Here is a 12428-nt window from a genome sequence, read left to right on the forward strand (position 1 = left end):
AGATGTTTATAAGAGACAGGCCTGCGCCACCACGCGTGTCGTGTCCGCGCCACCCGGCACGGCCGGCTCCCGACTGCACGCCACCGCGACGACGATTACACTCAAAGTGAAGACCATCCGCGCACGTGCGCGCTTCAGACCTGGCATGAAGTACCCCCGCTTCTGTTGAATGACTCCCGGGCGTCAGGCGCCGCGTCCCTCGGGGGACTCCCGCGCCTCCTCGCCTCCGGGCCGGCGTGGAGCCTCAACCGTGTCAAACCTTGAACATAATGGAAAACCACTATTTCGTGACGCGAGCCGCCACGGAGCGTATGGGTCGACGCGACCCGCCGGGGACGGTGTCCAGGCGGGGTGCGGGAGTTCTGACGGCGGAAGGCCGAGGTGTTAGGAGAAGCGCGCCATGTCGACGCCTACTCCCGCCCTCGAGCTCACGGGGCTCACCAAGCGCTACGGTGACTTCACCGCGTTGCAGCAGATGAACCTCACCATCCAGCCGGGCGAAATCTTCGCGCTGCTGGGGCCCAACGGCGCGGGCAAGACGACGATGATTGGCAGTGTGTGTGGCCTGGTGCGCAAGACGGCCGGCACCATCCGCGTCTTCGGCAAGGATTTGGACCAGGACGCCGTGGGCCCGCGCTACCAACTGGGCCTGGTGCCGCAGGAAATCAACTTCGACCCGTTCTTCACCGTCGCGGAGTCCTTGCGCATCCAGTTGGGCTTCTACGGCCAGCGCCAGGACGAGGCCCGCGTCGACGAGGTGCTCAAGGCCCTCAACCTGTACACGAAGAAGGACTCGCTCACGCGCGCGCTCTCCGGCGGCATGAAGCGCCGGCTGCTCATCGCCAAGGCGCTGGTGCACAAGCCCAAGCTCGTCTTCCTGGACGAGCCCACCGCGGGCGTGGACGTGGAGCTGCGCCGGGACCTCTGGACGTACGTGCGCAAGCTGGCCTCGGAGGGCACCACCATCCTCCTCACCACCCACTATCTGGAGGAGGCCGAGGAGCTGGCGGACCGGGTGGGCATCATCAACGAGGGCCGCCTGCTGATGGTGGAGGACAAAACCACGCTGCTGCGCCGCTTCGGCGAGAAGCGCGTCGTCGTCACCTTCCAGGAGCCCCAGACGACGCTGTCGGAGGCCACGCTGCGCTTCGCCCCGCGCCTGTCCGAGGACGGCCGCTCGCTCACCTACGTGGAGCGCGAGGGCGCGGCCCCCGCGGGCGAATTGCTGCGCGTGCTGTACGCGGAGGGGCAGCCCATCGCCGACGTGGAGACGCGCCGCTCCCGCCTCGAAGACGTCCTCATCGAGGTCCTCCGGGGCCGCCCCACGCCCCAGGCCGCCTGACCTTCCTTCCTCCTTTCCGCGCCCCCGCCCCCCACCGCGAGGCCCGTCATATGGGTCCGCGAAGGCGACACGCGCCACGCAGAGACACCACCATGAACGTCCTCGGGATGCAGACGCTGTTCGTGAAGGAGGTCCGGCGCTTCATGCGAGTGCCGGGGCAGACCGTCCTCTCACCGCTCATCAGCACCACGCTGTATTTCATCGTCTTCGGCTACAGCATCTCCGGCCGCGTGCACGAGGTGGAGGGCTCGCCGTACCTGCACTTCATCGTGCCGGGCCTCGTGTTCCTGGGCATCGCCAACAACGCGTTCCTCAACAGCTCCTCCTCGCTGTTCATCACCAAGATTCAGGGCACGGTGGTGGACCTGCTGGTGGCGCCCCTGGGGCCCGGCGAGCTGATGGCGGGCTTCATCGGCGGCGCCATGGTGCGCGGCCTCGTCGTCGGCGGCCTGACGTGGGCCGTGGCGGGCGCCTTCGCCGGCTTCAGCCTGGAGCACGCGTGGGTGGCCCTGTACTTCCTGCTCATCGCCTCCTACGTCTTCAGCATGCTGGGCATGCTTGCCGCCGTGTGGGCGGAGAAGTTCGAGCAGATCAACTTCTTCCCCACCTTCGTCATGCTGCCGCTCACCTTCCTGGGCGGCGTCTTCTATTCCGTGCGCGAGCTGCCCTCGCCCTGGAACACCGTCAGCCTCTTCAACCCCATGGTCTACATGGTGGAGGGGCTGCGGTACGGGATGCTCGGTCGCAGCATCTACTCGCCCCTGTTCGGCGGCGGAATCCTCGCGGGTGTCGCCGTGGTGGCAACCCTTGTCGTGTACTTCGTGCTCCGCTCCGGCTACAGGATGAAGGCATGAGACCTACCCAGACCTTCATGTCCCCATGTCACCATGGGGTGACACCCGACTGCTCATTTCCCGCACGGTGAGAAAGGGAGATATTCTCCCGACCACATCATGGCGGTGCCATTCGGTAAGTACGAGTTGCTGCGGAAGATTGCCTCGGGAGGCATGGGACAGGTGTTTCTGGCCCGTGAGCATGGAACGGGCTTCGAGCGGCTGGTGGTCCTCAAACTCATCCTCCCGCACCTCGCGGAGGATGATGAGTTCCTCTCCATGTTCCTGGATGAGGCCGGGCTGGTGGCCCGACTCACCCACCCCAACCTCATCACCATTCTCGACCTGTCCCAGATAGAGGGACGGCACTGCCTGGCGATGGAGTACGTCCAGGGCGACGACGTGCGTCGACTGGAGAAGTTCTCCCGCGCGCAGAACAAGCCGATGTCGGTGGGATTGATTCTGCGCGTCATCGCGGATGCCGCGGCGGGTCTTCACTACGCGCATCAGGCGCGGGACGTTCAGGGCCGGCCCATGCGGCTGGTGCACCGCGACGTGTCACCGCAGAACATCCTGGTGGGCTTCGACGGCGGCGTGAAGGTCATCGACTTCGGTGTCGCCAAGGCGGCCACCAGCAGCGCCAACACGGCGACGGGTGTCCTCAAGGGCAAATACCCCTACATGTCCCCCGAGCAGGCCAGCGGCCTGGCCATCGACGCGCGCAGCGACTTGTTCGCGCTGGGCGTCGTCATGTGGGAGATGCTGACGGGCAAGCGGCTCTTCAAGGGCGACTCGGACTTGATGACGCTGCGGCTGGTGAAGGACTGCCAGGTGCCGCGCCCCTCGCAGTTGAACCCCAAGCTGCCGCCGGGGTTGGACGAGGTGGTGCTCAAGGCGCTGGCGCCCACGCCGGACGAGCGCTACCCGGACTGCGGCGCCTTCCGGCTCGCGCTGGAGGACTACACGCTCAACCTGCGGCTGCCCTCCAGCAGCGCGCACCTGTCGGCGTACCTGCGGGAGCTGTACGCGGACCGCATCTCCACGGAGACGGACCCGGCGAAGCTGGACCAGCTCGCCGAGGACGCGGACCTGGACTCGCGCTCCAACTCGTCGCTCAGCGGCGTGGGGGGCCCGGCCGGGCGCACGTCCGCGTCGCGGCAGCACCCTCGCAACGTGACGCCGGGGACGCGCTCGCGGCAGCAGGCGGCGGCCGCGCCCGTCGGGGCCGTGGTGCAGGACCGCACGCGCGGCACCTCGCCCATGGACCGCGCGCCCAGCGAGAAGACGCGCCACATTCCGTGGCTGCCCGTCGTCGCGGCGGGGGTGGGGCTGCTGCTGGCGGGCACGGCCGTCGCCTTCCTGCGCGGACCGGCGGACGCGACGACGCAGCCGGTGACGACGACGACGCAGCCGGTCCATGTGGAGCGCGAGCCGCCTCCAGCACAGCCCGACAAGCCCACGCCGGAGCCGGTGAAGATGACGGAGGTGCTCGTCACCACCGAGCCCGCGGGCGCGGCGGTGAGCGTCGCTGGCGAGGCGCGCGGCTTGACGCCCACGACGCTGTCGCTGGAGCAGGGCGCGCCCATCGTCGCGGTGACGCTGACGCTCGCGGGCTACGAGCCGGTGACGCGCGAGGTCTCCGCCGCCGACAGCGAGCTGCACCTGGAGCTGCGGCGCCAGGGCGGCAAGTCCCCTGGCACCACCAGCACCAAGCGCCCCGGAGGTTCCCAGCAGGGTGGGAACCTGGGCATCAAGACGGGCCGCTGAGTCGGCCCGTCTCCGCGGGCCCCTCTACGGAGTGGCCTGCGGTCTCTGCTTGCCCTTCGCGGCCGACGTCGACGTCGACGAGGACGAGGTCTTCTTCGGCAGCGCGGGCGGCGGCGGCTTGGCGAAGGAGTCGATAAGCGGCATGACGAGCTGGGCCAGGTCCAGGATGGGCCCCTCGAAGTCGTCCACCATCCTGACGGTGGTATCCAACCTCAAGAGCTTGTCGCTCTCCGCCGTGTGCTCGGTCCAGGCGACGCCGCCCACGGGCCCGGGCGTGCCGGTGCGCAGGAACTGGACGAGGGACTCCACCAGGTGGCTGGTGAACTTCCGGTCCTCGTCCTGGAAGAGGTCTCCCGTCGGCGGGACGTGGTCGGCCGTCTCCAGGAAGTAGGAGACGTCTCCGCCGTGGGGCACGCCCAGGGGCTGCCGGGGCGCGAGCATCTTCGCGCGGTACTCGAAGTAGTAGCGCCAGGCGTGGGCGCCGTGGTGGGAGTGGAAGGTCGCCAGGTGGCGCGGCGTCACGGAGAAGACGAAGTCGCGGCACATCCGCCGGCCAATCTCCCGGTCGTCGCTCACGTCGGGGTAGAGCTGGCGAATCAGGCCACCGAGGTCCCCCAGCTTGTCGATGATGGTGGCCGGGTCGATGCCGAACGAGGACACCACGCTCGAGTCATCGCTCGTGCTGCCGAGGATGAGCGGCAGCTTGAGCTGCGAGCCCATCTCGAAGCTCTCGCGAATCGTCTGGGGGAGCACCGAGTCCCCGTAGATGGGGCTGGGCGCGTTGACGCTGTCCGAGGGGAGCGTCCAGAACTTCTCCGGGTCCAGCTTGCGCAGCTTCTCCATGGTGGCCTGCTGCCAGGGGACGCCCTGGTGGTGGGCGAAGGCCACGCCTGAGAGCTTCGCGTCCGCCACGGACTTCTCCTGGATGACGTACGAGCTCATGGCCACGCCGCGGCGGAAGGGGTTCTTCTCCCGGATGAGCGGCGAGGTGAAGAACGCCAGCACGCTCTTGGCGCCGGCGGACTGGCCCATGATGGTGATGTTGCTGGGGTCTCCGCCGAACTGGGCGATGTTGTTCCTCACCCACTCCAGCGCGAGCATCTGGTCGAGGATGCCGAAGTTGGCCGGGCCGCCCGGGGCCTCCTTCTCCAGCTCCGGGTGGGCGAAGAAGCCCAGGTGTCCCAGGCGGTAGTTGAAGGTGACGAGCACCACGTCACGGGCGGCGATTTGCGTGCCGTCATAGGGGGGCACGCAGCCGGAGCCGATGATGAAGGCGCCGCCGTGAATCCAGAACAGCACGGGCAGCTTCGCGCCCGGGTCCGTCTTGGGGGTCCACACGTTGAGGTAGAGGCAGTCCTCGGCCATCTTCCCGGGGTCTCCGCCACCGCCCTCGATGCAGGCCTGTCGGGACTGGAGCGCGGAGGGACCGAACTCGAGCGCGTCACGGGGGCCGGTCCACGCGGGGAGGCGCTCCGGGGCGCGCCAGCGGAGGTTGCCCACGGGAGGCTTGGCGTAGGGGATGCCCTTGAAGACGGAAACCTTCCCTTCCACCTTGCCTAGCAGCTGGCCTTCCTTCGTGGTGACCGGGGGCGTCTTGATGACATTCATGGTCTGGCTCCGTTGGGGGTGAGTGAGGACGTGTCCACGTGCGTGGGCACACGGTCGGAGCCGGGAGAAGGACTACCTGTCGAGGAGCTACGCGAGCGAATCGCCTGACCACCGTCCGGGTGGGGTGCGTGACATAGGATTTCGGCGCAATGTCTCGCAACCCGCGCGGCGAGAGGTTCACGACAAGCGCGGGCTATGAAACAGAGCCCGTGTGACACACCTCCCTGGAGGTCCTGACGACTGTCGTCCGCAGCGCGGAGAGGGTGCCCCGTGGGGTCCGCGTGTCGTCTGAATGTGACACTTCCGGTGGAGCCCGCACCGCTGCTCAGACTTCCTCGAACTTCGCCCCTGTGACTTTCGCGCGCTCCAGGGCGAGCTTGATGTCCTCGGAGACGATGAGGGCGACGGACCACCCCCAGGTGCGGAAGACCTTCGCGCCGCCTACTTTCGTGCGGTCGATCCGCATCCCGTAGACGCTGCGGTACATACCGAGCTTGTCCGGCCGTTCATCCTCGGGCTGCCAATACAGTGCCTCTTCCGAGGCCTCGTCATCGATGCACCGGATAAGCTTGGTGGCCACGAGGATTTGATACCCATCCGGGCAGCCTTTGATGTCGACGGGTATCAATTGCACATCATCGGGAACCAACTCCGTGAAGAGGGCGGCCACCCGGATGTTGACAACGGGCGACATGCCGGCGCCAGCCGTGCTGTAGTCCAATTTCTTCCCGGGCTCGTCGATGGTGAGCGTCAGGCGGCCCTCCACGTGAGCTGGCCGCCCCGACGTGAACTCCCGGATGTCCTCCACCTCCTGGCCCTGCCCGTTCAGCGGCTCTCCCAAAGACCACTTCCCGCGCCGCATGTCAGGCCTGAGTCTGAAGTATCGAGATGGATTCGGCATGATGGACTTCCTAGATTTCTCACGGGTCCTGAGTCAAAAGTCCGTGGATTCTAGTTCCTGGGGTCTGCGCTTCTTTGGCGAGGCTGCGCAACACACTCCGAAGCGTCATGGTAGGCCTCGGCAAGAGGCCCGCGGCAAGGCGGGCAACCCCAGCCAGTACCAGACGACACTGACAGGCAACCCAAGGAGTACAGTCGCCTGAGCCATCTATACCGCCGCTCCCCAGGATGGGAGCGGCGGTAAATACAGACACCGGCGACGACCTACCGCTTGAAGTGGTCCGCGATGACGCTGGCCACGCAGCACGTCAGCTTCTTGCCGGTGGGGACATGCAGGAACTCGTTGGGGCCGTGCGCGTTGCTGCCCGGACCCAGCAGGCCGGTGATGAGGAATTGCGCCTCCGGGAAGCGCTCGCCCAGCATGCCCATGAACGGAATCGTGCCGCCCTCGCCCATCGCCATCGCCGGCCGGCCGAAGTACGTGCCGGACGCGGACTCCACCGCGCGCGACAGCCAGCCCGCCAGCGGCGGCGCATCCCAGCCGACGCTCGCCTTGTCACCCTCGAAGCTCACCTTCGCGCCGTACGGCGGGTTCTTCTCCAGCGCATCCTTGAGCGCCTTCTGCGCCGCCTTCGGCTCCAACCTCGGAGGAATGCGCATGGACAGCTTCACCGTGGTGAAGGGCCGCAACACATTGCCCGCGCTCTGGAGCGGCGGCAGGCCGTCCACGCCCGTCACCGACAGCGCCGGCCGCCACGTGCGGTTGAGCACCAGCTCCGCGCCGTCGTCCGACATGGGCTGCATCCCAGACACCCACGGGAACTTGCCGAAGACCTCCTCCCCCAACACCTTCGCCGCCGAGCGTGCCTGCTCCTGCCGCTCCTTCGGAATCTCCACATGCAGGCCCTGCACCGTCACGCGGCCCGTGCCCTCCTCCTCCACCCGCGACAACACCTGACGCAGCACGCGGAAGGACGACGCCACGATTCCGCTCGCGTCACCGGAGTGCACACCCTCGGTGAGCACGTCCACGCGCAGGTTGCCCGCCACCATGCCGCGCAGCGACGTCGTCATCCAGAGCTGGTCGTAGTTCGCGCAACCCGAGTCCAGGCACACCACCAGCGACGGCTTGCCGATGCGCGGCGCCAGCGCCTCGATGTACGCCGGCAAGTCGTAGCTGCCGCTCTCCTCACACGCCTCGATGAGCACCACGGTGCGCGCGTGTGCCACGCCCTGCTCGCGCAGCAGGCGCAGCGCCGTCAGCGACGCGAAGGCGGAGTAACCATCATCCGCGCCACCCCGGCCGTAGAGCTTGTCGCCCTCGCGCACGGGGGTCCACGGCGTCAGGCCCTCACGCCAGCCCGTCATCTCCGGCTGCTTGTCCAGGTGGCCGTACATCAACACGGTGTCGTCGCCGCGCGTGCCGGGCACCTCCATGTAGATGACCGGCGTGCGGTCCTTGCCCTGCTCGTCCTTGAGGCGGATGACCTCCAGCGTGAGGCCCGGCAGGTGCGGCGCCTGCGCGCGGCACCACTCCGCGATGAGCTGCACCGCGGCTTCCATGTGTCCGGCCTTCACCCAGTCCGGGTCGAAGGCAGGCGACTTGTTGGGGATGCGGATGTAGCGCTCGAGCGCCGGGAGGATTTCCTTCTCCCAGATGCGGTCGGAGGACTCGGTGGCGGTCTGGACATTCATGGCCGCGATGCTGAGCACGGGACGCCGCCCCTGTCGACACCGACAAACCCAAGGCGAAGCCGGTGGAGCCCCGCCCCACCGGCCTCCCCTGCTCCCGGCCTGATGGCCTCCATCGAAAGGCCTGTCATGGCCGCTCGATGACAGGGGCACGAGGCACCACCGTGCCCCCTGGAAGCACCGCGTCAGCGCCCGCGCGTCACGGCTGGATTTCGCGCACCGTCAACCACTTGAAGTCCACGTCCGTGGCGTTGTCCCAGCGGAACGTGGCGATGGGGCCGCCCCAGGTAATCGGCATGGCCCCGGTGCCGCCGCCGCAGTGCTGCGCGTCACCGCCCCAGGTGCCCGAGTCGACCATGTCGTAGACCTTCTTCCACGTCACCTTGTCGGCGTTCTCGTTGACGTACATCTCCAGCCGCACGGCCTCCTTGCCGCTGACGGTGGTGTTGCGCATCACCGCCTTGAAGCCCACCCAGCGGCCCTTCAGCGCGGACGTGGCCGCCTTGTACGCGGCCTGCTCGTAGGAGACATGCCACGTCTCCTTCTGCCAGCGGGCGCGGCCGTCATAGTGCAGCCCCGCCTTGTAGCTGCTGCCCTCGCAGCCCGAGTGGTCGTCGTTGTGCTTGCCGCCCCGCGCGTACCAGTCGAAGTTGTCCTTCACGTCGGACGTGGCGTTGAGCTTCACGAAGCCCGTCATCTCCACGTTGCGCCAGTCATTGGCCGCCTGCATGTAGCCCCGGCTCGCCAGCACGTCCCGGTCATACGTGGGAATCTTCCGGTCGTCGTAGCCGGTGGACGTGTAGACGAGCAGCCGCACCGCGCTGTTCTTCATCTTCCACGAGCCGTCCGAGTTACGGGTCATCGTCTTCTGCGGATTGAAGCGCGCATCGGACGTCGCGTTGTCCGCCAGCGCCCACGACTCGCCCCCGCTCTTGGACGGGTAGAGCATCGTCACGCCGAACTTGTCCTTGCTGGTGGACGGCGGCGTTCCGACGTCGGTGGCGATGGCCGCCAGCTCGGAGATGCTCGCCCAGGTGTTCATCGTGCTGCCGTTGACGGTGATGCGCACGTAGCGCGCATTCACCGGCGAGAAGGACACGCGCTCGAAGGCCGTGCTCTTCCCGGACGAACTGCCCGAGGACACCTGCGTCCACGCGCTGCCATCCGTGGAAGTGGAGACGACGAACTTGCTGGAGCGCTCATTGCCTCGGAACCAGGCGATGTCCACCGCGCTCACCGACTTCACGGCGCCCAGGTCGCCGCGCAGCCACTGCCCCACGCCGTCGCTGGACCAGCGCGTGGTGAGGTTTCCGTCGATGGCATTGGCGGGCACGTTGCCGTCGTTCCCACTGGCGGTGACGGCGACGAAGCCGCCCGCGGCCAGCACGGGCGTGGTGAGCGCGAAGGCCGCGAGTGCGAGCGCGCGACACGGCATGCGCCAGCGAGCTCCCAGCCGGGATGAGGTCCTGTGGTGTGGATTCAAGTTGCTACCTCGAGTGAGGCCACCGAGAGCCACGACCCACCGGACGGTCAGCACCGCCCCGGCACGCCGCGTTCCCCCCGCGGCGCGTTGGCTTTCCTCCGTCGACGCGCGCCAGGGAGCTCAAGGTCTCCTCACGACGCGACGCCCACGGTGTTGATGTCTCAACGTTCGGACTGCGGCGCCAATACCCGAAGGGGTGACAGGTCATTCCCATCACTCACCCCTTCGGGCAAGCCCGCGGTCGTCTGGACGCCAGGGCGACTACCGCTGACTCACGAAGCGCGACACGACGGCGGACGGACCTTCCAGCCGCACGACTCCGTCCTGGAGCAGGGACGTCCGGGTGTCGCCCCCGAAGCGCGGCGCCTCGCTCCACAGCACGACTTCGGCGTCGGGAGGGACGCGGTGCTCCACCTTGCCGCGCAGGCCGAGCAACACCTGGAGCACCTGCCCGCCCCCTCGTCGCTCCAACACCAGCGCCTCCGGCCCCACGGCTCGCGCGTCGTACGTGCCGCGCCGCGAGTCCTTCATCGCGGGCTCCGTCGCGCGCAGGTGGAGCAGCTCGCGGTAGAGCGCGCGGATGCCCGAGTGCCCCGGCTTCTGGGCCTCGCTCCAGTCCAGCCGGGAGCGCGCGAAGGTGGCTTCCGACTGCGGGTCCGGCACCTCTTCGCCAGCGAAGCGCGCGAAACCCGCGAACTCCTTGCGCCGGCCCTCGGTGACGAGCCGCCCCAGCTCCTCGTTGTGGTCCGTGAAGTAGAGGAACGGCGTGCTCGCGTTCCACTCCTGGCCCATGAAGAGCAACGGCGTGTAGGGCGACAGCAGCAGCAACGCGCTCATGGCGCGGAAGGCGGCGGGGGATACGTCATGTCCCAGTCGCTCGCCCAGCGCGCGGTTGCCCACCTGGTCATGGTTCTGGAGGCAGTACACGAAGGCCGAGGGCGAAAGGCCCTCCGCGCGCGTGCCCCGCGCATGCCCCTGGTTCTTCGACACCTGGCCCTCGTAGAACCAGCCCTGTCGCAGCGTGCGCGCCAGGTCCTCCGCGCTGCCCGTGTAGTCCTGGAAGTAGCTCTCGCTGTCCCCCGCGAAGGCGCGCCGCATCTGGTGGTGGAAGTCATCCGCCCAGACGCCGTCCAGCCCGTGGCCTCCCTCGGACGCGGGCAGCATGAGGCGGCGCTCGTTGCGCTCGTCCTCGGCGATGATGATGACCCGGCGTCCCGGCGCGCTGGCCCGGGCACGCTCGGCGATTTCGGTGAGCAGGTGCGGCTGTGTCTCGTCGACGATGGCGTGCGCCGCGTCCAGGCGCAGGCCGTCCAGGTGGTAGTCGCGAATCCACATCTCCACGTTGGAGAGCACCATCCGCCGCACGGGCCGGCTGTCCTTGCCGTCGTAGTTCACCGCGTCGCCCCACGGCGTGTGGTGGCGTCCGGTGAAGTAGTGCGGCGAGTACGCGCGCAGGTAGTTCCCGTCCGGTCCGAAGTGGTTGTAGACGGCGTCCAGCAACACGCCCAGGCCTTGCGCGTGCGCGGCGTCCACCAACCGGCGCAGTCCCACCGGGCCGCCGTACACCTGCGCGGGCGCGAAGAGGTCCACGCCGTCGTAGCCCCAGTTGCGAGTGCCCGGGAAGCTGGCCACCGGCAGCAGCTCCAGCGCGGTGATGCCCAACTCCTTGAGCTCGGGCAGCTTGGAGATGAGCGCCTCGAAAGTCCCCTCGGGCGTGGCGGTGCCCACGTGCACCTCGTAGAGGACGAGCGACTGGGGCTCCACGCCCTTCCAGCCCGCGTCCGTCCACGCGAAGTCCGGCACCACGACTTCAGAAGGGCCATGCACGCCCTGCGGCTGTGAGCGGGACCACGGGTCCGGGAAGGGCCCCGCGCCATCCACACGCAGCTTGTAGCGCACGCCCGCGCCCTGGCCCTCCAACACCGCGCTGAAGTAGCCGTCGCGCTCCGCGGTCATCGGCAGCACGCGCCCCGGCTCGCCCCGCGCGTCGTGCAGCACCACCTCCACGCGCTCGTGACTGGGGGCCCAGACCCGCCACCGCACCTTCGGGCCTGCTTCCACCCACGCGCCGAGCGAGGGAACCTTCGCCTGTTTCGCGTCCGCCTTCTTCTCCGCCAGAGCACCCATTTGAGTGTTCTGTAATGCGCCCGCGCGCCTCAGGGGAGCACTTGCGCGCGGACGAAGCCCACTCTCCCATCAGAGATGTTCACGGGTGGGCGTTCACTCGGTGAGGCCCCCCGCGCGCCGACCGCCCGTTCAAGCGGGCGAGGAGGACTCGCGGTGCAGCAGGAAGGGGAACGTGAGGTGGCGCAGCACCGGCAGCTCCAGGTGCGTCATCGCCAGCAGCGTGCGCCCCTCCAGCCAGCGCAGCTCGTCCACCCAGGGACGCCACTGCCGCCCTACCTCCGGCGTGTACTCCACCTGGAGCGACGTCCGCCCGTCCACTCGCGACGTCCCCTCGCGAATCACCAGCGGCACGGCCCGCCAGATGCCACCCACGCGGTTCACGAGGTTCGCCCCCTCGCGTCCTCCGGGGGCGATGTCCTTGCCCCACCAGCCACGCATCCCCAGCACGCCCAACAGCCGGTGCGCGAAGCCCTGGAACCAGGAGGGCCCCAGGAGCTCCGCCCGGTAGCGTCCAGGAAGCGCCTCCCGGGAGGGCGTGGGCAGACGGGTGAACAGCAAGCGCCACTCGCGCAGCGTGTGGTGCTCCGGTGCGAGCGCGAGAGGGGGTGCGACTTGGGTCGTGAGGCTCATGCCCGGACGCTAAGCAGCGTGTCCTGGCGCGCGCAGCCATCCGCGC

General features: G+C 68.4%; 9 protein-coding genes. 3 read left to right on the forward strand and 6 right to left on the reverse strand.

Annotated elements, in window-relative coordinates; all coding sequences use genetic code 11:
* Positions 1-400 precede the first annotated feature (400 nt).
* From HUW62_RS40600 to HUW62_RS40610, 3 genes are all read left to right on the forward strand, one after another.
* A complete protein-coding gene (locus HUW62_RS40600; RefSeq protein ID WP_163863581.1) occupies positions 401-1342 on the forward strand; it encodes an ABC transporter ATP-binding protein in 942 nt (313 codons plus the stop codon).
* A gap of 92 nt (positions 1343-1434) precedes the next feature.
* Positions 1435-2196 (forward strand): ABC transporter permease, encoded by a 762-nt coding sequence (locus tag HUW62_RS40605; protein WP_163863583.1) that lies wholly within the window; start codon positions 1435-1437, stop codon positions 2194-2196.
* A gap of 99 nt (positions 2197-2295) precedes the next feature.
* Complete coding sequence (locus HUW62_RS40610; protein WP_176437482.1) at positions 2296-3942, forward strand: serine/threonine-protein kinase; 1647 nt, start codon at positions 2296-2298, stop codon at positions 3940-3942.
* Between the two features lie 24 nt (positions 3943-3966).
* Here the strand turns inward: HUW62_RS40610 and HUW62_RS40615 are convergent, their stop codons facing one another.
* The 6 genes from HUW62_RS40615 to HUW62_RS40640 form a co-directional block, all read right to left on the reverse strand.
* Entirely contained in the window at positions 3967-5550 is a 1584-nt protein-coding gene (locus HUW62_RS40615; RefSeq protein ID WP_176437483.1) for a carboxylesterase/lipase family protein, read from the reverse strand.
* 325 nt (positions 5551-5875) lie between these two features.
* Positions 5876-6451 carry a DUF1629 domain-containing protein gene (locus HUW62_RS40620; RefSeq protein ID WP_163863589.1) on the reverse strand — a complete coding sequence of 192 codons (576 nt, stop codon included), beginning with the start codon at positions 6449-6451 and terminating at the stop codon, positions 5876-5878.
* 263 nt (positions 6452-6714) lie between these two features.
* Complete coding sequence (locus HUW62_RS40625) at positions 6715-8145, reverse strand: M20 family metallopeptidase (RefSeq protein WP_163863592.1); 1431 nt, start codon at positions 8143-8145, stop codon at positions 6715-6717.
* Between the two features lie 196 nt (positions 8146-8341).
* Complete coding sequence (locus HUW62_RS40630) at positions 8342-9625, reverse strand: discoidin domain-containing protein (RefSeq protein WP_176437484.1); 1284 nt, start codon at positions 9623-9625, stop codon at positions 8342-8344.
* 261 nt (positions 9626-9886) lie between these two features.
* Positions 9887-11752: a malto-oligosyltrehalose trehalohydrolase gene (treZ, locus tag HUW62_RS40635; RefSeq protein ID WP_176437485.1), complete on the reverse strand. Its 1866-nt coding sequence runs from the start codon at positions 11750-11752 to the stop codon at positions 9887-9889.
* A gap of 129 nt (positions 11753-11881) precedes the next feature.
* Positions 11882-12382, reverse strand: coding sequence for a hypothetical protein (locus HUW62_RS40640; RefSeq protein WP_163863599.1), 501 nt, complete (start codon positions 12380-12382; stop codon positions 11882-11884).
* Between the last annotated feature and the right edge of the window lie 46 nt (positions 12383-12428).

Source organism: Myxococcus sp. AM011, assembly GCF_013372595.1.
Lineage (GTDB): Bacteria > Myxococcota > Myxococcia > Myxococcales > Myxococcaceae > Myxococcus > Myxococcus eversor.

Coding starts and splice junctions, on each gene's coding strand:
- HUW62_RS40600 (WP_163863581.1), top strand. CDS start 401: ATGTCGACGCCTACTCCCGCCCTCGAGCTCACGGGGCTCACCAAGCGC.
- HUW62_RS40605 (WP_163863583.1), top strand. CDS start 1,435: ATGAACGTCCTCGGGATGCAGACGCTGTTCGTGAAGGAGGTCCGGCGC.
- HUW62_RS40610 (WP_176437482.1), top strand. CDS start 2,296: ATGGCGGTGCCATTCGGTAAGTACGAGTTGCTGCGGAAGATTGCCTCG.
- HUW62_RS40615 (WP_176437483.1), bottom strand. CDS start 5,550: ATGAATGTCATCAAGACGCCCCCGGTCACCACGAAGGAAGGCCAGCTG.
- HUW62_RS40620 (WP_163863589.1), bottom strand. CDS start 6,451: ATGCCGAATCCATCTCGATACTTCAGACTCAGGCCTGACATGCGGCGC.
- HUW62_RS40625 (WP_163863592.1), bottom strand. CDS start 8,145: ATGAATGTCCAGACCGCCACCGAGTCCTCCGACCGCATCTGGGAGAAG.
- treZ (WP_176437485.1), bottom strand. CDS start 11,752: ATGGGTGCTCTGGCGGAGAAGAAGGCGGACGCGAAACAGGCGAAGGTT.
- HUW62_RS40640 (WP_163863599.1), bottom strand. CDS start 12,382: ATGAGCCTCACGACCCAAGTCGCACCCCCTCTCGCGCTCGCACCGGAG.